Source organism: Streptococcus sanguinis (assembly GCF_008329445.1).
Taxonomy (GTDB): Bacteria; Bacillota; Bacilli; order Lactobacillales; family Streptococcaceae; genus Streptococcus; species Streptococcus sanguinis_O.
In genome coordinates this window covers 18,737-39,178 of the sequence record NZ_VIBR01000003.1, presented here as the reverse complement: position 1 = coordinate 39,178, position 20,442 = coordinate 18,737, and the positions used below count along the sequence as shown (strand labels likewise).

Annotated in this window: 18 protein-coding genes; all 18 read right to left on the bottom strand. The window is 43.8% G+C overall.

Annotated features, from left to right (window positions below):
- Positions 1–14: 14 nt before the first annotated feature.
- Entirely contained in the window at positions 15–764 is a 750-nt protein-coding gene (locus FKX92_RS07160) for a CPBP family intramembrane glutamic endopeptidase (protein WP_187759406.1), read from the bottom strand.
- 143 nt (positions 765–907) lie between these two features.
- Positions 908–2,101 carry an acetate kinase gene (locus FKX92_RS07155; protein ID WP_049553022.1) on the bottom strand — a complete coding sequence of 398 codons (1,194 nt, stop codon included), beginning with the start codon at positions 2,099–2,101 and terminating at the stop codon, positions 908–910.
- Between the two features lie 36 nt (positions 2,102–2,137).
- The gene (locus FKX92_RS07150; protein WP_149565931.1) at positions 2,138–3,103 is read right to left on the bottom strand and encodes a class I SAM-dependent methyltransferase; all 966 of its coding nucleotides are present in this window, start codon (positions 3,101–3,103) and stop codon (positions 2,138–2,140) included.
- 81 nt (positions 3,104–3,184) lie between these two features.
- Positions 3,185–3,577 carry a competence type IV pilus minor pilin ComGG gene (comGG, locus tag FKX92_RS07145; RefSeq protein ID WP_149565930.1) on the bottom strand — a complete coding sequence of 131 codons (393 nt, stop codon included), beginning with the start codon at positions 3,575–3,577 and terminating at the stop codon, positions 3,185–3,187.
- Complete coding sequence (comGF, locus tag FKX92_RS07140) at positions 3,558–3,995, bottom strand: competence type IV pilus minor pilin ComGF (RefSeq protein WP_149565929.1); 438 nt, start codon at positions 3,993–3,995, stop codon at positions 3,558–3,560. The genes comGG and comGF overlap by 20 nt, the downstream gene beginning before the upstream one ends.
- Complete coding sequence (gene comGE, locus FKX92_RS07135) at positions 3,979–4,272, bottom strand: competence type IV pilus minor pilin ComGE (protein WP_002911065.1); 294 nt, start codon at positions 4,270–4,272, stop codon at positions 3,979–3,981. The genes comGF and comGE overlap by 17 nt, the downstream gene beginning before the upstream one ends.
- A complete protein-coding gene (comGD, locus tag FKX92_RS07130) occupies positions 4,238–4,672 on the bottom strand; it encodes a competence type IV pilus minor pilin ComGD (protein ID WP_187759405.1) in 435 nt (144 codons plus the stop codon). Before comGD ends, comGE begins: the two co-directional genes overlap by 35 nt.
- Entirely contained in the window at positions 4,632–4,949 is a 318-nt protein-coding gene (gene comGC / locus FKX92_RS07125) for a competence type IV pilus major pilin ComGC (protein WP_002896769.1), read from the bottom strand. Before comGC ends, comGD begins: the two co-directional genes overlap by 41 nt.
- The gene (gene comGB / locus FKX92_RS07120; RefSeq protein WP_262405265.1) at positions 4,949–5,983 is read right to left on the bottom strand and encodes a competence type IV pilus assembly protein ComGB; all 1,035 of its coding nucleotides are present in this window, start codon (positions 5,981–5,983) and stop codon (positions 4,949–4,951) included. Before comGB ends, comGC begins: the two co-directional genes overlap by 1 nt.
- Positions 5,913–6,854: a competence type IV pilus ATPase ComGA gene (comGA, locus tag FKX92_RS07115; RefSeq protein WP_149565926.1), complete on the bottom strand. Its 942-nt coding sequence runs from the start codon at positions 6,852–6,854 to the stop codon at positions 5,913–5,915. The genes comGB and comGA overlap by 71 nt, the downstream gene beginning before the upstream one ends.
- A 130-nt stretch (positions 6,855–6,984) precedes the next feature.
- Entirely contained in the window at positions 6,985–7,365 is a 381-nt protein-coding gene (locus tag FKX92_RS07110) for a DUF1033 family protein (RefSeq protein ID WP_149565925.1), read from the bottom strand.
- Positions 7,366–7,742: 377 nt separating this feature from the next.
- A complete protein-coding gene (locus tag FKX92_RS07105; protein ID WP_187759404.1) occupies positions 7,743–8,849 on the bottom strand; it encodes a glycosyl hydrolase family 8 in 1,107 nt (368 codons plus the stop codon).
- Between the two features lie 8 nt (positions 8,850–8,857).
- Positions 8,858–10,168 carry a glycosyltransferase family 2 protein gene (locus FKX92_RS07100; protein WP_002910859.1) on the bottom strand — a complete coding sequence of 437 codons (1,311 nt, stop codon included), beginning with the start codon at positions 10,166–10,168 and terminating at the stop codon, positions 8,858–8,860.
- On the bottom strand, positions 10,161–10,304 hold the full coding sequence (locus tag FKX92_RS07095; RefSeq protein WP_002896778.1) for a hypothetical protein: 144 nt from the start codon (positions 10,302–10,304) through the stop codon (positions 10,161–10,163). Before FKX92_RS07095 ends, FKX92_RS07100 begins: the two co-directional genes overlap by 8 nt.
- Before the next feature lie 11 nt (positions 10,305–10,315).
- Entirely contained in the window at positions 10,316–11,104 is a 789-nt protein-coding gene (locus tag FKX92_RS07090) for a hypothetical protein (RefSeq protein ID WP_002896779.1), read from the bottom strand.
- On the bottom strand, positions 11,097–12,254 hold the full coding sequence (gene wecB / locus FKX92_RS07085) for a non-hydrolyzing UDP-N-acetylglucosamine 2-epimerase (RefSeq protein ID WP_002911057.1): 1,158 nt from the start codon (positions 12,252–12,254) through the stop codon (positions 11,097–11,099). Before wecB ends, FKX92_RS07090 begins: the two co-directional genes overlap by 8 nt.
- A 763-nt stretch (positions 12,255–13,017) precedes the next feature.
- Positions 13,018–16,665, bottom strand: coding sequence for a DNA-directed RNA polymerase subunit beta' (rpoC, locus tag FKX92_RS07080; protein WP_149565924.1), 3,648 nt, complete (start codon positions 16,663–16,665; stop codon positions 13,018–13,020).
- A 40-nt stretch (positions 16,666–16,705) separates the two neighbouring features.
- The gene (rpoB, locus tag FKX92_RS07075; RefSeq protein WP_149565923.1) at positions 16,706–20,272 is read right to left on the bottom strand and encodes a DNA-directed RNA polymerase subunit beta; all 3,567 of its coding nucleotides are present in this window, start codon (positions 20,270–20,272) and stop codon (positions 16,706–16,708) included.
- Between the last annotated feature and the right edge of the window lie 170 nt (positions 20,273–20,442).

The window sequence follows — 20,442 nt, the reverse complement described above, 5'->3', positions numbered from 1 at the left end:
TATTCTCTGCTTTCCTACTTGTTCACCAAACCTGTCAGTATCATAATGAGTACTGCAACTCCATTTCTCAGCATGTGCGCCAAAATAGACATTTCCAAACGCTTAAATATGTAAGCAATCGCGGCTAAAACAGCACCCATACCTGCATATATAACAAAACTACCGATATTGGTCGGACCATGGAAAAGACCGAAAAGAATGACTCCTACAACCAAGCCCCAAACATAATGCTTGGTAAAAATTTTCTGAGGAATCAAGCCGCGAAAGACTACTTCCTCCAAGATAGGAGCCTGAATCACAGCACCTACCACTAATAAAATCTTGGGTACATGCTGAAATAATGCGTTCAAGGCATCCTGATTGGCAGTAGAAATAGCCTGACCTTCCAGCAGCATAATAATTGCTCCCAACATGTTGACCCCAATCATGACAACATTAGAAACAGCTAACCAGCCAAACGAAGACCATTTAAAAAAGCTAAAGTCAAGGCTCAGCAGTTCTTCTTGCTTAGCCATTCTCAGAACAAAAAAGACAATCAAAAGATATACAACCAGCACAAAGATAGTCTGTCCAGCTGAAAAACTCTTCTCAGAAGATGTCATTTGCCGGATAAATATAAATGGTATCTGGCTGAGAAATAAGACAAACAAAGTCAGTAGAATGTACTCTAATTTTTTTAGAATTGCTTTCATGTCTTCCTCCTTTTCCTTCCTAGTATAGCTCAATTTTCTCTTTTTGTATAGACAATTCTTAACTGCAAGCATTTTGTATATCACTTATTGAAAACTAGTGCTGATAGTGACTATGAGAACGAATCGCTCAATGTTTTCAAGGCCAGCAACCAAGAAAATCCGTTCTTAAAACATACAAAAAGCCCAGTCAAACTGAGCTTTTGAATTTTCTTAATTTATTGATTTTTGAAACGTTCGACGTCACGCGCAATGACCAATTCTTCATCAGTCGGGATAACCAAGACTTTGACCTTGGCATCAGGACTGGAAATCACGCCTTCTGCACCACGCACATTCTTTTCTGGATCTACGTTACAGCCAAACCAAGAAATACCATTAATAACCAGTTCACGAATGGTCACAGAATTTTCACCGATTCCTGCAGTAAAGATGATAGCATCAGCTCCATTCAAAACAGCAAGATACTGACCAATGTATTTTTGAATCCGGTCCACAAAAATGTCATTAGCTAATTGAGCCTTGGCATCACCTGCCCGCATTGCTTCATGGATATCACGCATATCACTAGACTTCTCAGAAACTCCAAGCAAGCCAGATTCACGGTTCAAGACACGGCTAATATCTTCTGGAGTATTAAAGTCATCTGTGTATTGCATCAGGTAAGGAATGATAGCGGGGTCGATATCTCCTGTACGCGTTCCCATCATGACACCGCCAAGTGGTGTGAAGCCCATAGAGGTATCTACAGAAACGCCCTTGTCAACTGCTGTGATAGAAGCTCCATTCCCGATATGGCAAGTGATAAGCTTGAGTTCTTCAATCGGACGACCCAAAATTTTAGCAGCTTCCTTGGCTACATACTCATGGCTGGTCCCGTGAGCTCCGTACTTGCGGACCTTGTTTTCAGTGTAATATTTAGTCGGAATCGGATAGCGATATGCTTTTTCCGGCATAGTTGTATGGAAAGAGGTGTCAAAGACTACCACGCTGGTGATGTCTGGCAGAATTTCTCTAAAAGCACGGATGCCTGCAGCATTGGCTGGATTATGCAATGGAGCTAGAAGAGACAACTCCTCTACCTTTTGAATCACTTCTTCATCAACGAGGGCTGAATCCTTAAAGTATTCACCGCCAGCCACAACACGGTGGCCCACACCGGTAATCTCATCATAAGATTCAATGATATTAAAACGTTTCAAATCATCCAGCAAAATTTTTACGGCCTGCGTGTGATCTTCAATATCAAGAACCTGCTTCTCTGACCGACCATCAAACTTCACTGTTGAAATAGAATCCTTGAGACCAATCCGTTCCAGCAAGCCCTTAGCCAAGACTTTTTCTTCCGGCATCAAATAGAGTTGCCATTTTAAGCTTGAGCTTCCTGCATTAATGGAAATTGTTTTCGACATTTCTTCACCTCTTTAAGCGTTTTCAAAATTATTATATCAAAATTTTGTTTGAATTTCACTATCTTTGTACCAGTTTTGAAAACTTTGACGGAATTTAAACATTTCATCATGATCCTGCAAATCCCGCAGAGGATAGATAAAAGGCTGAATGTTATTCGCTTCTTGTTTCCTCAAGACAAAAAGAGTTTTGGCATGCTTGCTGCTTGAGAAAATAGACTCTGGCAAGGTTATCATCGCGATAAACTGAGCCTTGGCTAGGAGCCATTTTTTCAGCAGAGGAGCTTGAGCGCTGGTCAAGAGGTCATTCGGCGCCAGAAATATGGCATAGCCTCCCGGCTTCAGATATTTGAGCGATTGCTCCATTAGAAGATGATGGGCATATGTGTGCTCATCCGGACTAGCTACTTCATAACGAGAGGCGATACTGTCGTCCGGATAATAACCGACCGGTAAATCACTGATAATGATGTCACTCTCTTTCAGAACCTGAGGCCGAACCGCATCCCCCTGAGCAAAGTGAGCCTTGGAGTTCATAACCTCTGCAACACTGGCAGAAAGGTCGATTAATAAATCGTCTAGCTCCAAACCTAAGTAGTCTATCTTCTTTTGGGTATGATTGAGAATAGTCTCAGCCAAATTTCCGGTACCGCTGCCGATTTCTAATACATCAGCTTCCTCTCCGTGAGCTAGCTGGTCCAATAAGAAAGTAATCAGAAAACCAATTGTGTCAGGTGTGAATTGATGATTGACCTGCATGGGCTCCGTCTGGGCAGCCTTCATTAGGATAAACTGATAGGCTCTCCGCCACTCTTCCTTGTTCAAATGCAGAGAGCGGATTTTTTCATCGTTGGTCAGAACTTCTTGTAAGTCCGTATCTCCATCTAGGTAAATGCCGTTCTGCTCAATCAGAGCATCATAAAAATTAGTCGCCAGAGCGTTTTGGATATTCTGGACGTTTTCGAGAATCAGAGTATAAGTTTGTTCTATCTTTTCAAAATTCATGGAATCCTCCGTTTATCCTATCATACCAAAAATAAGGAACCTTTCCAAGATATATAAAATTACAAAGATTTTACATTTATATTAGTCCGATTTACCAGCTTCGTCCGAAATCGCTTTCTCTTTTTTGTCAGTTGCTTTCTTGTCTTCCTTTGCTTTATCCTCATCTTTCTTAGAAGTACTAAAAGTAAAGGAATAGGAATGACCGCTGCTGAGTCGACTGCTGATTTCAAAATTCTTTCCTTGCCTGCGGTAGACAGCCTTGCCCTGTTCAAACTCCATCTCACCGCTATCCTCCTTGGCCCCAGCTTTTGTCAGAACTGCCATTGCATAGGCTTCTGTCCTTTCCCTGTTGAAAAGCTGCAAACGCTGACTGCTGACTTGACGATTGAGATAAAACTGCAGGAGCAGGCTAAAGACAGCGGCCATCAGCAGCGCATACAGTAAAATACCAGCCTCAACTTTCTTCTTCCACACGATAGACGAACTCCCTCTCTAAGCCTTTTTCAAAGCGAAAATGAAGATGGACAAGCTTACCGTCCTGACGCACATCAGCTGCTTCCAAACCATAAATCATAGGCTGGTAGCCGCGACCGCTCTTATCTGTTTTACGGAAATCATCTCCCTTGGATTTACCCAAGGCCAGGTCCCTGCCATCCTGTCTGATGTAGATTTTATTGTCTTCTACCTTGTCAAATTGACTTCGCGAAAGCTCCGTCTCCAGTTGATCGGCAAACAAAAGCCACTCTTGCTGCTGATTATTTTCCTGCTGATGCAGTTCTGAAGATAAGAGCTGAGTCATGGCCTGAAAGACCAATATTCCACCACTAAGGACCAGCAGAGCAACCAAAGTTTCCAAGAGAGTAAAAGCCTTGACATTAAGGTTTTTGGACACGGATAACTACCTCCCCTTCGTGATAGACCAGCAGCTGCTTATCTGTCTTAAGCTGACGCACAGCAATTCCATTGATATGAAGCTCTTCTTGTCCTGTTTGCAGGGCCATACGAGCTACCCGAAGCACCTCTTCCTGCTGCAGAAGGATCTGCTGCTCTTTACGAGACCGGCTAATCTGTCCCAGAAGCAGACTGGCAATAGCCGCAAAAACTGCCATGGCCACCAGAGCTTCCAGCAGAATGCTAGCTTGAAGCTGTCGTCTTTTTAAACTTGCCATTGCCCATATAAAGCTGGTAAACAACTGTCCTATCCTCCGTCTGAAAAGTAATTTTGCTGAGTGATGAATTTCCCCCAGCCCGGTCAAACAGAATGACCTGCTGCTCATGTTCCTGCAAAGTTTGCGGAAAATCCAGTTCTTGATAGCCATTGGAAATCTGCCGTCCTGAAATCTTGAGAGAAAGCTTCTCATGCCCAGCTAAGCTCAGCCTCTGCGTCTCCTGATAGAGCCTCTCAAACTCTAAAAAGAAGAGTTGCTCTTGAACCTGATTGAAGCCAGCACTCACCGAGCCAGATAAGCCTAGTAGTAGAAAACTAACGACAAAAAGAACGAGGAGACTTTCCAGCAGTGTAAAAGCCTTAATTGGCAACCGCTTGAGTTTCGCCACTGTGTTTTCCATAGTAAGCCTTATATGAATCTGCCTGTTTCTGGCTGATATTTCCTGCACTGACTAGCTTGCTTAGGCTAGCCTTTTCATTGGTATTCTTCAGTTCATACAGCTCCGCCTGGCTTTCTACCACCTTGACCACCGCTGCAGTTCCTGTATCTGAAACAGCATCTTTTTGCTTGGTCAGATTAGGCACAAAGAGCAGCAAGAGTACGCTGATAACTAGCAAGACAATCAGCATTTCCACAAGGGTAAATGCTTGAACTTTTAAGGTATTAAGTTTTTTCATTACAAATGAACCTCCATATTCTGATAAATGGGCAAGAGCATTGCCGCATAAAGTAAAACAATCACTAAGGCAACAAAAATAAATACTAGGGGCTGAATGAAATTCATGGCTCGGTTGATACGTAGGAAAAATTCCTCCCAGGTCTTTTCAGCATAGACTTCCAGTTCACTCCCCAGCTTGGACTTGACCTCACCATACTCGATCATCAGGGACAATTCTTTCTTAAAGAAAGGATAGCTTGCTACCTTATCCGCATATCCCTGACCACCCTGCAAAGCTGCAGCCATGTCTGCTCCGATTTCCTGAAAGAGTTGGGACGGTTGATCCTGCATAATCGCAAAAATCTGACTCAGTTCCAAGCCCTGACCAATCATATTTCCCCATTCACGAGCATAATAAGCGGTCAAGTAAGCTTGTACCAAACGTCCAAAAAAGGGCAGAGCTGCTAGTTTGCTGAAAAAACGAATCTTGGATGACTTTCGATAGTAAAAGAGAGCCACTGAAACCAAGACAGCTAAAGCAAGGCTGCTCCACAAAAAGATTTGAGGCAGGTGATTAATAAGCTGAGTAGCTAGATTCTGGCTGTCCAATTGAGGCAGAAGATAGTTGCGCAATCCCAGCATGATAAGGACCAAAAAGCCCAGCAGCATGAGAGGATAGGTTCCTACCTCTATCAATTTTTTCTTAACCTTGGATAGATTTTCCAGATAGGCCTCAATTTTGCCCAGACTTAGAGTCAGATTGCCATGCAGCTCAGATAAGGACAGCTGGGTTACAACGTTGTCGGAAAATCCCAATCGACTGACAATCTCTGAAAAGGACTGACCAGCTGACAAGCCAGACCGCATTTCTGCGACATACGCTTCCTCCAGCAAGGCACTTCGTCTCAGAAAGTCTACAATCTCTGCCAAGTGAAAACCGCTGCTGAAAAGATTATGAAAGAGCTCAATAATCTTTTTCTGCTTAGGCGTAGACAATTTTTTCGGTCTGCCTTTGCTCAGCACTGATATGTCCTTCTGCAAAAAGCTGATCAATCTGCTGATTCCAGATCTCGGATTCGTGCTCTTGATAGTTTTGACTGACAAAATCAACGACACCTCCTCCCCCGATTAAACGCTGGTAACAAACACCTTGCAGCACCATTCTTAGCTCATCCTCACTGACGCCCAATTCCAAAAGCCGCTCATAGACACCTCGAACACTCTTGGCATGAATCGTTGAAAATACCGTAGCTCCAGTCAAACTTGCCCGAACCACTGCTCTAGCTGTCTCTCGATCACGGATTTCCCCTATAATCAAGAGATCCGGACGATGTCGCAGAGACAGCTTAATCAGACTGTCATAAGTCATGCCAATGGTTTCGTTCAGCTGCAGCTGCAGCATAGCCTCTTGCTTAATCTCAACCGGATCTTCAATTGACATAACCTGCTGACCAGAAAATTTGAGCTGGGCCAAATGGTACATCAAGGTCGTCTTGCCACTGCCGACCGGACCCGAGAAAAGATAGAGACCGCGAGCCTGAATTTTCTTGCGCAGCTCCGGCAATTGCTCAAACCAAAAGCGCAGCTCCCTGTCTTCATCATGAAGGAGCCGGATGACCAGACTTTCAAAACCACGGTAATCCCCAACTGTCGACAGCCGGATTGAAACCTTGGCTTCCTCGCAGTCATAATCGCAAGACCCAAGCTGACTGCGGCGTTTCTCTCCAACATTCATACCTGCGACAAACTTAAAGTGGCTGATAACAGCTGACAGAAGCTCAAAATCATAAGTTTTTATAAAGCGGCGTTCATCACCGATTCTCATATAAAGCTCATAGCAAGTAGTCTTAGGAATGAGGTAAATATCCTGCGCCCCTTCTTTTCGAGCCTGCCTAATCATTTCTTTTGCAATTTCTTGAACCATACATCCTCCTCACCTTACTATTCGCAAAAAATCCAGAAAAAGAAAAAAACAGCGGAAGAAACTTAACTTCTAACAAGTTAGGTCTCTTCTGCTGCTCTAATATCAGATTTGCAAAATATATTCTGTCGATTTAAAGAGGCTTAGAGGATTTTAGTTTAGTTGAGCAAGCTCGGTGCTTTTCAAGGCCGTTCTGCTTAGTATAGCCTGGCCGGTATTTGCTCTTAGGAATCTTGCAGTCATTCTCCAGCAAAAACAGTGAGTGGTACTGCTGAACATTCTCATCGCACTCCTCGCACCAGCGCTGATCCTCCGGATTCCAAAAAATAGTCATTAAATCACTGCGGCTCTTATACAAAGGTGACTGGTCTGCCATTTGCAGCCAGCGGTTTTTATAATACTTAAGGGCTTCATAATAATCATCGAACTGCTTCTTTGCAACGACATCCTCTTCCCAGCCATCCAGGAACCACCACGGTTCGTAATCCCCGTACATCTCAATTACACAATACATACTCGTCCTCTCTTTGTACCGTATATTATATATGAATTCTTTGACGAACAAAACTATTTTGCTCAGAATCAGAGAGCAAGAACATTATTGGAACGAAGACAAGCACATCGCTCTTCATAATATGAAGAGTAACATCATGGATGGTGCTCTTATCCATGCGAACAAATAGTGTCGGACCATTTGAACATATGACAGACTTCTCAACATCTAGAAACTGAGTAAGTCCTGATTTAACATAAACACAGGCTTTCTATTTTAACGCTTTGCGAAATAAATCTCAATCCTTTTATTCAAAAAAGGATGAGACAAACATTATTCTGTCCCACCCTATTGTCTGCATGATCTTAAGCAAAATTTTCATCTTGCTTGTTTCTGCATTATAAAGTTTCTAAAGCAATCATTGTAGTCACAGCTGCGTCATAGTAATTATCTGACGGTAAGCCTTGCATGAAGAGATATTTATTCTGCTGCACCAATTTGCGGAATTCTATATTGTTGTTAGCCGCATAGAATACTGGAGCGGTAAAGCTGCCAGCCTGATTGCTATTGAGAGCCTTGCCTTTCAGGTTGTAGCCCGCATAAATCTTTTCTTGATTGAGGAAGAAGTTCAACATCTTCTTCAGCATTTTTTGACTTTTTTCATCCTTGCTTTGAGCCAGGTTGTAAGGAAGTCGGCAGGCATTATAAGAATAATAGCCATCATTTGCAGATTCAACCGTATCAGCATCAGCTGCCCGAACTTTGTCGTCTTCAACCCAGATAAAGTCTGGTATCAAACCAGTCTTATTATCAGCACTGATTGCTTCAAGTTTGCTGAGCATGTTATCCCGGATTGTCAGCCACTGCTTATCCTTTGTCAACTCATAGAAAGCTTGGAACTGCTGCGGCAATGTATCAGAAGTCCGCATGAGATTATAAAATTTCGATTCTGCATTTGCCCAGTTCCCAACCGTCAAAATACCGTTGCTTTCATTATAGTTATATGCCAAGACATCTTTCAGAATAGCCTGAGCCTGAGCTTGGTATTCTTTAGCCTTGTCTGGCCACTGCTTAGCTGCCTGAATCAAAGCATAGGCAATGTAGAGATCGCCGTCTGTAGCATTGTTTTCGTCTTCATGATTGCTCTTACCATCCTTAATCGTCTGTTTCCAAGACATAAGCTGGGTATCTTTCAGACGATGAGCTAGATAATATTGGTAGAGCTTTTCAAAATCAGCCGAACTAGCATCGCCTTGCTTAGCTGCATCCACAGCAATCACCATGCCATAACCCTGTGCCTCAGACAACACAACATCTTCAGTCTTACTGTTTGTTGTCCTGATATAAGACAATTTGTCCTTGGTTACGACATATTCTTTAGACCATTGGCTGTATATTTTCTTTTTGATATTAGGAGTACTGCCCATGCGGGTGTACAACAGGATACTAGCCAAGACAGCCAGAATTATCACAAACCAAATAAATCTTAATCTTGTTCTTTTCACACTTTCTCCTAACCTGCAAATCGTTTTGTTTTAACCCACTTGGTTTCTTTCCGCTTCAAAATCTTGTCCAAGATAACAGATCCTACTGCATCTAAAGAAACAACGATAAAGAGCTGAGAGTAAGTCAAATAGGACACAAGGGCCAGCCAAATCTGTTTGGTAGTCGCCTGTCCAAACTGAGAAGCCAGGGCGATATTGATCTGCAAAAGATAAAGCAAAATCATCAGAAGCCAGTTAAAGAGCATCAGCTGGACGATATAGATATTCTGAGCATCAAAAGCGAAAGGAATCCGCACATCCGGGATAAAGAGCTGGGTAATCATTGCCGCTACATTGGCAAAGAAAACCAAGTCAGATAAGACAATCGCCAGATTGAACCAGAAGAAGATACAAGAATAATTGAACACTTCCAGTTTCACGCGCCAATTACCGCCGCTAAAAAGATGCTTGAAGTTGTCAATAACCACCTCATAGTTCCCCTTAGCCCAGCGCTTACGCTGCAAGTAGTAGGACTTGAGGGTCTCAGGTTCTTGCTGGAAAGCCTCGGAGTTATAAGCCAAGGCAATCAGCTTGCCGCTCTGCATAATCTTAAAGGAAATTTCCGTGTCCTCTGTCAAGGCACCGTTTTTCCAACCACCAATACTCTTAACAAACTCCGTGTTAATCAAGAAGTTCGTACCTGGAATCCGTCCAATCTTGAAGAGATGCCACATACCTACGTGGTAAACACGCTGAGTCACAACGATTTCTTGGTTGATACAGCGAGTCAGGAAGTTCTGGTTGGCATTGCGGGTCTTATTGCGTCCAAAGGAAGCAACGTGACGTTCTGGATCTTCTAGGACTTTCTTGACTAGGAAGTAGAGGGCATTCTTTTCTGGCATGGCATCCGCATCATAGACACAGATATATTCACCTTTGGCCATCTTCAGGGCATCATTCAGCACCCCTGCCTTACCTCCCGTACCAGTACGATCTGTAATTATAACATTGCGTCCAGCATACTCAGGCATAGCCTGTACTTTCAGCATTTCCTGATAGGTATCGTCCGAGCAGTTGTCCGCAAAGAGCAGCACTTCCACTCGGTCATGAGGATAGTCCAAATCCAGAATGGCCTTAGTTGTCTGAGCGATAACCACATCTTCATTGTGGGCTGGGACAACGACTGTAACCATAGGATAATGTTCCAATGGGCTGGTATCCACGTTGAAGTCACTGCGTTTCATCCAGAAATGCACGGAAGAGCATAGAATAACCAAGGCCCAAGCCAGAGACATCCAGATGGAGAACAGAGTGACAATCATAATAAGTTGACTAATCATGACGAGTCACCGCCCTAAAATTTTTATTGACCCGATTGTAAATAACCAGATAATAAATGAAGAGGACCAAAAAGCTAATAGCAAAAAAGATACTTAGCACCATAGAGATGATAAAAAATACTTCTGTTAAAGACATGTGTTTACCTCCTAGTATTCTACGATAATGTCGGTTTCAAGCTGACGCTCCAGATTGCTCAAAGCGTCATCAAAATTATGGAATTTGTCAATGTTTTGAGCGTTCAATTTTAAACTGCCGGACTGAAACTGAATTTTTTGGTCAGTTTTCTTATTCTCAAAGTGCATCATCGTTAAATCGTCACGCACTTTCTCTTGGAAATATTCCTTGACTTCCTGATCCAGATCTTCTACCAGAACGAGAAAGTTACCATTGGATACATAGTAAACTGTTTCTACATTCTGGAAGTCCCAGTTAAGCAGTCGTAAAATTCTCTTGAGCATCCGCTTGTACTCCCGAGAGTGAATTTGATAAAAATGATGATTATGCGCCCAATGGACCAACAAGGCCTGAAAGGCTGGAGCTTGTTTCTGATTTACTTTCTGAACCATTTCTTCATAGGCCTCAGCAGCATCTTCACTGTCATCCTGCACTAATCCCAAGCGCTGATGGAGATAAAAATTCACTCGACTGGTCAGCCAAGCGCTGACAGGGAAGACATAAAGCAAGAAGAGAACTTGATTATCTGGTAGGTAGGTTACATCAAAGAGCAAGATTAAAGTTGCGATAACCACACCCAGAATCATAGCCCATGTCACCAAGAGATCGGATAGGACAAAGACACTAAAAATACCTAATAAAATCAGCGCGATTCCGATATAAAATATGTTAGCTGCAAAATTCCAACTGTAGAAAAGAATTAGTCCAATTGCCAGTACAAAGACGGCTAATGATTTTTCTAGTCCTTTTTTCCTAAACATTCTTTACTCCTGTCTTAAATTCTTCCGGCCTAGCCGTCTGCTTAAAATAGTGGGCAATAGCTTGAGCAATCCGCTCAGAAGCCTTACCGTCACCATACGGATTGCTGGCTTGGGCCATTTCCTGATAAAGTGACTCATCTGTCAGCAGGGCTTCCATTGCCTCTGCTACTGCTTGAGTTTCTGTACCGACCAGCTTCAAGGTGCCGGCTTCAACTCCTTCTGGTCTCTCTGTTGTATCACGAAGTACCAGTACAGGCTTACCTAAGGAAGGTGCTTCCTCTTGTACTCCGCCTGAGTCTGACATGATAAAGTAGCTTTTAGCTGCGATATTATGGAAATCCAACACATCCAAAGGCTCAATCAGATGAATTTTCTCATTGTCACTTAGAATTTCTCTGGCCGCCTCCTGAACCGCTGGGCTCAGGTGAACCGGATAGACAATTTCCACATCATCATGGGCATCTACAATCTGTCGTAGAGTTCGAAAGACCCTTCTCATCGGCTCGCCTTGATTTTCCCGGCGATGCATGGTCACCAAAATCATCTTGCGAGCTGGATCAATACGATCAAGCACCTCATGCTGATAATCAGCCTGGACGGTCAGCTTGAGAGCGTCAATAGCTGTATTTCCTGTCACAAAAACTGTTTCTGCCGGATGGTTTTCCTTGAGCAAGTTAGCCTTACTCTGATCTGTTGGCGCAAAATACAAGTCCGTCAAAGAGTCAGTCATCTGACGATTCATCTCTTCTGGGAAAGGAGAGTATTTATTCCAAGTCCGCAAGCCAGCTTCCACGTGGCCGATACGAACTTGATTATAAAACGCTGCAAGACTAGCCGCAAAAGTTGTTGTCGTATCACCGTGCACCAGCATAATATCTGGCTTGTTTTCCTTTAAGATGTCATCTAGCTTATGCAGGATCTTGACAGTAATATCTGTCAGGGTTTGATTCTTCCCCATAATATCCAAATCATAATCAGGCTTAATCTTAAAAGTTTCAAGTACCTGATCCAGCATCTGACGATGCTGAGCAGTCACAACTGTTGTCGTTTCAAACAAGTCTGCCTGCTTCTTCAGTTCAATAACCAGTGGAGCCATCTTAATTGCTTCTGGACGAGTTCCAAAAACAACCATTACCTTAATTTTCTTCATTTTTCCTCACCAAAAATCAACATTCTTATATTAACTTTTTACTAAAAAATGTTTGTTTTAAGTAACCTTAGTTATTTTACCATCAAGCGTTTCAATAATCAAAGCATGAACTATTATTTTATACTTTCTTAATAGTAATTTACATGTTGGTAACTTATTTAAGATTATTTTAATTTTCTTAACTTAACTGTAACTTAAAATTACTGAAATTTTTTGGTTTTCTCAAAAAAATAAATAAAAAGGAAAGAACTTATAGGCTTAAAGCCCTGATTTATGCAGAATTTTGTGTTTTTTACCTATATTTTTTAATCTTTATTCATTGTAATAAAATATTATTCTATTTGTAATCTAATTGTTTTCTATTCTTTATCTTCCAAAAAACCTCCCTTCATGAATGAAACAGCTAGATAAATGCCAGCTACTGATCTTTACAATCTCCGACCACTACCATTAAAACTAACCTCCTCTTTTTAATAATTTCAAACCTACCCCTCATACTATTTTAGGAATTTTAAAATAGTATAACCTAGCGCTATCATACTACAAAAAACCAGCTACCTCCCTGATTAAAAATAAATATGGCATCTCGCATCATAGAAAAACTGAAACAGGAAATCTTGAATATTTCTTCTATAGTCGTTGATCCATAAAGGAGAGCTTAAAAACAACTTTCTAAGTATATTATGGGATAATATTTAGTTGCGAGCAAGAAATTATCGGCTGCAACAAAAAATCCCTCCCGAAAATCGGGAGGGAAAGTTCTTTATTTAAGAACAATATTTTCTTCAGTTTCAAATCCATCTGGCAGTTCTGTCACTTCGTCAATAATTTCAACTTCATTGACAGCCTGAGGCTCCAGATTGCGGTAGCGGGCCATACCAGTACCTGCTGGGATAATCTTACCGATGATAACATTTTCCTTGAGGCCAAGGAGATGGTCTTTCTTACCACGGATAGCAGCATCTGTCAGGACACGAGTTGTTTCCTGGAAGGAAGCTGCAGACAGGAAGCTATTTGTCTCAAGGGAAGCTTTGGTGATTCCCATGAGGACTGGACGGGCTGTCGCAGGCACTCCGCCTGAAATAACCACATCACGGTTAGCATCTGTGAAGTCTGTAATATCCATGAGAGTTCCCATGAGAAGATCTGTATCTCCTGGATCCATGACGCGCACCTTGCGAATCATTTGGCGAACCATTACCTCGATATGTTTGTCGCCGATTTCTACCCCTTGGCTGCGGTAAACTTTTTGTACCTCAGCAAGCAGATAAGTTTCAACAGACAAGACATCGCGGACAGCCAGCAAGTGCTTAGGCTGGATTGAACCTTCAGTCAAGGCAGCACCACGAGAAACTTGGTCACCCACTTCAACCTTCATACGGGCTGTAAATGGTACCACATACTCACCTTCGCCAGTTTGGCCTTTAACAAAGACCTTCTTGGTACGAGTAGATGCATCTTCTTCGATAGCAGTAACCTCACCCTTGACTTCAGTGATGACTGCTTCCCCTTTCGGATTGCGGGCTTCAAAGATTTCTTGGACACGAGGAAGACCTTGTGTGATATCGGTATTAGAGGCAACACCACCCGTGTGGAAGGTACGCATGGTCAGCTGTGTACCAGGCTCCCCGATAGACTGGGCAGCGATGGTTCCGACTGCTTCACCGACTTCAACTGCATCACCCGTTGCCAAGTTGATACCGTAACAGTGACGGCAGACACCGTGGCGGGTGTTACATGTAAAGACGGAGCGGATTGTCACTTCTTCAACACCAGCATTAACGATTTCACGCGCCTTGTCTTCTGTGATCAATTCATTTGGACCAATAATGACCGCACCAGTTTCTGGATGTTTAACTGTTTTCTTAGTGTAACGACCATTGAGACGCTCTTCCAGAGACTCGATCATCTCCTTGCCTTCTGTGATAGAAGTGATAAGAAGTCCACGATCTGTACCACAGTCGTCTTCACGGATAATCACATCTTGGGCAACGTCAACCAAACGACGAGTCAGGTAACCCGAGTCGGCTGTCTTAAGGGCCGTATCGGTCATACCCTTACGAGCACCGTGAGTTGAGAAGAACATTTCCAGAACAGACAGACCTTCACGGAAGTTAGACAAGATTGGCAATTCCATGATACGTCCATTTGGCGCAGCCATCAGACCACGCATACCGGCCAACTGGGAGAAGTTAGAGATGTTACCCCGGGCTCCAGAGTCCATCATCATAACGATAGGGTTCTTAGGATCCTGGTTAGCAACCAAACGTTTTTCCAATTTCTCACGAGCTGCCCGCCACTCAGCAGTAACTGCATTGTAGCGTTCATCGTCAGTGATCATACCACGGCGGAATTGTTTAGTAATTTGTTCAACACGCTTATGGGATTCTTCAATAATCTCAGCCTTGTCTTCGACAACTGGGATATCAGCGATACCTACTGTCAGACCAGCCAAAGTAGAATGGTGATAACCCAAGTTCTTCAAGCGGTCAAGAAGAGCAGATGTTTCTGTTGTACGGAATCGTTTGAAGATTTCTGCGATGATGTTACCAAGATTTTTCTTCTTAAACGGAACATTGATCTCAAGCTGTTCAATGACTTCCTTGATGTCTTGTCCTGACTCCAAGAAGTACTTAGCTGGCACACCTTCTGTCAAGTTAGCATTGGTTGGCTCTTGCAGGTAAGGCAATTCCTCTGGCATAATCGCGTTAAAGAGAATTTTACCAACAGTTGTAATCAAAATCTTATGCTTCTGGTCTTCTGTCCAAGGCTTATTAAGACTGTCTGTTGCGATACCAACACGAGTATGCAAGTGAACATAGCCATTACGGAGGGCCATCACCGCCTCATCCATATCCTTGAAAATCATGCCTTCGCCTTCGCGGCCAGCCTCTTCCATGGTCAGGTAGTAGTTCCCCAAGACCATATCCTGAGATGGTGTTACAACTGGTTTACCATCTTTCGGATTCAAGATATGTTCAGCAGCCAGCATGAGGATACGAGCTTCAGCTTGGGCTTCCTCCGACAATGGTACGTGGATGGCCATTTGGTCACCGTCAAAGTCGGCATTGTAGGCTTCACAGACCAATGGATGCAAACGAAGAGCTTTACCATCAATCAGAACTGGCTCAAAGGCCTGAATTCCCAGACGGTGAAGGGTCGGTGCGCGGTTAAGAAGCACAGGGTGTTCCTTGATCACTTCTTCCAGAATATCCCAGATACGCTCATCTCCACGCTCTACCAAGCGTTTTGCAGCTTTTACGTTTTGCACGATATCACGCGCAACAATCTCACGCATCACAAATGGTTTAAAGAGCTCAATCGCCATTTCACGCGGCACACCACATTGATACATTTTCAACGTAGGACCAACAGCGATAACGGAACGACCTGAGAAGTCAACCCGTTTACCCAGCAAGTTTTGACGGAAACGACCTTGTTTCCCTTTGAGCATGTGGCTCAATGATTTAAGTGGACGGCTACCTGGTCCAGTAATTGGACGGCCACGGCGACCATTGTCAATCAAAGCATCAACCGCTTCTTGAAGCATCCGCTTCTCATTTTGCACAATGATACCAGGTGCATTGAGTTCCAATAAACGAGCCAAACGGTTGTTCCGGTTGATAACCCGGCGATAGAGATCATTGAGGTCAGAAGCTGCAAAACGACCACCATCCAGCTGAACCATCGGGCGCAAATCTGGCGGAATAACCGGCAGGATGTTGAGGACCATCCATTCTGGCTTATTGCCAGACTTGTAGAAGGCGTCCAAAACATCCAAACGACGGACAGCCTTGATCCGTTTTTGACCTGAAGCAGTTTTCAATTCTTCTTTGAGGACAGCAATCTCAGCTTCCAAGTCCACTTGTTTCAAGAGGTCTTGAATAGCTTCTGCTCCCATTTTGGCTACAAATGAGCCTGCACCATACTCGCGTAAACGCTCACGGTACTCACGCTCCGTCATGATGGACTTGTGCTCTAGCGGTGTGTCCTTAGGATCAATCACCACATAAGCGGCAAAATAAATGACTTCTTCCAGAGCACGTGGACTCATATCCAAAGTGAGCCCCATGCGGCTTGGAATTCCTTTAAAGTACCAAATATGTGAAACAGGTGCCTTCAATTCGATGTGGCCCATACGCTCACGACGAACCTTGGCGCGGGTTACTTCAACGCCACAGCGGTCACAGATGATTCCTTTGTAACGAATCCGTTTGTATTTACCACAGGCACATTCCCAGTCCTTAGTTGGACCGAAGATCACTTCGTCAAAAAGGCCTTCGCGTTCTGGTTTCAGGGTTCGGTAATTGATTGTTTCAGGTTTCTTCACTTCCCCATAAGACCATGAACGGACCTTATTTGGAGAAGCTAGGGTGATTTGCATACTTTTAAAACGATTTACATCAACCACTATTTCTTACCTTTCTTCATTTTCTAATCAGTGTGAATTCTTATTCTTTTCCTTCAGCCTCAAAAGCTGCTTTCGCTTCTTGAGCTGCTTTTTCACGCGCTTTTTCAAGATCGTCAACGTGAATCACATCATCATCTTCACCTTCGTCTAGGTCACGCAGTTCTACTTCATTGTCATCTTCATCGAGAACGCGCATGTCCAGACCAAGAGATTGCAATTCTTTGACAAGAACGCGGAAGGATTCTGGCACACCTGGTTTTGGAATTGGTTTCCCTTTGGTAATAGCTTCATAAGCCTTCAAACGTCCGTTGACATCATCTGACTTGTAAGTCAGGATTTCTTGCAGAACGTTAGAAGCACCGTAAGCTTCCAAGGCCCAAACTTCCATCTCACCAAAACGTTGTCCACCAAATTGAGCTTTACCTCCGAGCGGCTGTTGGGTAACCATTGAGTAAGGTCCTACTGAGCGGGCATGGAGTTTATCATCTACCATGTGGTGGAGCTTAATCATGTACATGACACCAACAGATACACGGTTGTCAAACGGCTCACCGGTACGTCCGTCATAAAGAATAGTCTTGGCATCGCTGTCCATACCAGCTTCGCGTACTGTATCCCAGAGGTCTTCTGAGCTTGCTCCATCAAAGACTGGTGTTGCAATATGGATGCCCAAGTTACGTGCCGCCATACCAAGGTGAAGCTCCATAACCTGACCGATATTCATACGTGATGGTACCCCGAGTGGGTTCAACATGATATCAACTGGTGTTCCATCTGGCAAGTAAGGCATGTCTTCTACAGGAACGATACGGGATACAACCCCCTTGTTTCCGTGACGACCGGCCATCTTATCTCCGACCTTGATCTTACGTTTTTGAGCGATGTAGACACGAACCAACATATTAACGCCAGATTGCAGTTCATCACCATTAGCACGGGTAAAGATCTTCACGTCACGAACCACTCCGTCGGCACCGTGTGGCACACGCAGAGAGGTATCGCGGACTTCACGAGACTTGTCACCAAAGATAGCATGAAGCAGACGTTCTTCAGCAGAAAGGTCTTTTTCACCCTTAGGAGTGACTTTCCCGACTAGGATGTCACCTTCCTTGACTTCCGCCCCGATGCGGATAATCCCCATTTCATCCAGATTGCGCAGGGCATCTTCCCCTACGTTTGGAATTTCGCGGGTAATTTCTTCAGGGCCAAGCTTGGTGTCGCGAGTTTCTGATTCGTATTCTTCCAAGTGAACAGAGGTGTAGACATCGTCTTTCACTAGACGCTCACTCATGATAACCGCATCCTCGAAGTTGTAACCTTCCCATGTCATGTAGGCAACGATTGGGTTTTGTCCCAGGGCCATTTCTCCCTTTTCCATAGAAGGTCCATCAGCGATAAAGTCACCTTTTTCAACGACATCGCCAACTTTCACTAAGGTGCGTTGGTTATAAGCAGTTCCTGAGTTCGAACGGCGGAATTTTTGAATTTGGTAAACATCAAGAGAACCATCTTCACGGCGGACTTCAACCTTGTCTGCATCTGCATAGGTAACCTTACCATCATGCTGGGCAATAACTGCTGCACCAGAGTCGTGGGCAGCTTGGTATTCCATACCAGTACCAACGTAAGGCGCTTTTGGATCAATCAAAGGCACAGCCTGACGTTGCATGTTGGCTCCCATGAGGGCACGGTTGGAGTCGTCATTTTCCAAGAAAGGAATACATGCTGTCGCTACGGCAACTACCTGCTTAGGCGATACATCCATGTAGTCTACTTGGTCTGATGGGAATTCTTGGTTATTACCTTGGTGGCGTCCCATAACGATAGGCTCTGCAAAGCCGCCTTTTTCATTAAGCTTAGAGTTGGCCTGCGCTACGATAAATTCATCTTCCTCATCAGCTGTCAGCCAAACGATTTCGTTGGTTACTACGCCAGCTTCACGGTCTACCTTACGGTAAGGCGTTTGAATAAATCCGTATTTATTAAGGTGTCCATAAGAAGACAAGTTATTGATCAAACCGATGTTTGGTCCTTCAGGCGTTTCAATCGGACACATACGACCGTAGTGAGTATAGTGCACGTCCCGCACTTCATAACCAGCACGGTCACGTGTCAAACCACCAGGTCCTAAGGCAGAAAGACGACGCTTGTGAGAGAGCTCAGACAGCGGATTGTGTTGGTCCATGAACTGTGACAACTGTGAAGAACCAAAGAATTCTTTAATGGCTGCAGTTACGGGACGGATGTTGATGATTTGCTGTGGAGTCAGTACTTCATTATCCTGAACAGACATCCGTTCACGAACATTGCGCTCCATCCGAGAAAGTCCAAGTCGAACTTGGTTAGCCAAAAGCTCACCAACTGCACGAATACGACGGTTCCCCAAGTGGTCAATATCATCCACACGACCGATGCCTTCAGCCAAGTTGAGGAAGTAGCTCATCTCAGCCAAAATGTCAGCTGGTGTCACAATCCGTACCTTGTCAGAAGGATTTGCGTTACCAATGATGGTCACAACGCGGTCTGGATCAGTCGGTGCTACAACCTTGAACTTTTGCAATTCTACAGGGTCTGTCAAGACAGCTGAGTCGTTTGGAATATAAGTGATTTTATTCAAACCATTGTCCAGCTGCTCTGCAATGCTGTCAATGACACTACGGGTCATAACTGTACCAGCTTCAACCAAGATTTCTCCTGTTTCAGCATCTACCAATGGCTCAGCAATGGTTTGGTTCAGCAAGCGTGTCTTGACGTTGAGTTTCTTATTAATCTTGTAGCGACCAACTGCTGCCAAGTCATAACGATGCGGATCAAAGAAACGCGCTTCAAGAAGGGAACGAGAACTTTCAGCCGTCTTAGGCTCGCCTGGACGAAGACGCTCATAGATTTCTTTCAGGGCTTCATCTGTACGAGAGTCCATAGGGTTCTTGTGAATATCTTTTTCAATGGTATTGCGCACCAAGTCGCTGTCACCAAAGATGTCCAAGATCTCATCATCACCTGAGAAACCAAGCGCACGCACCAAAGTGGTAAATGGAATCTTCCGTGTCCGGTCAATACGAGTGTAGGCAATGTCTTTTGAGTCTGTTTCCAACTCTAACCAAGCACCACGGTTAGGAATAACTGTTGAACCGTAGCCAACTTTTCCGTTTTTGTCAACTTTATCGTTAAAGTAAACCCCTGGAGAACGCACCAACTGGGATACGATAATCCGCTCACCACCATTGATGATGAAGGTTCCCATTTCAGTCATGATTGGGAAATCACCAAAGAAGACTTCCTGAGTCTTGATTTCACCAGTTTCCTTGTTAATCAGACGGAAAGTCACAAAGATTGGCGCTGAGTAGCTGGCATCGTGGATACGTGCTTCTTCCAGCGTATATTTAGGCTCACGGATTTCATAGCCGACAAACTCCAATTCCATGGTGTCGGTAAAGTTTGAAATAGGAAGTACATCTTCAAAGACTTCCTTCAGACCATGATCCAAGAAATCTTGGAACGAATCCGTTTGGATTTCAATCAAATTTGGTAAATCAAGAACTTCCTTAATTCTTGAAAAACTACGACGGGTACGGTGTTTACCGTATCGAACTTCATGTCCTGCCAAGTTTTTACTCCTTTATGATAAGATACTAAGCCCTTGATAAAGCGAGAGGAAACCTATCTTTACTTCACGCTTTTTAGAGCGAGTTCTGTGAAATGTTTTCAGAGAAAAATCCTCTGTCATTTACAATGCTGCAAAACAGCCACAATCAGTCCCTTTTGTTTAATTTTCAG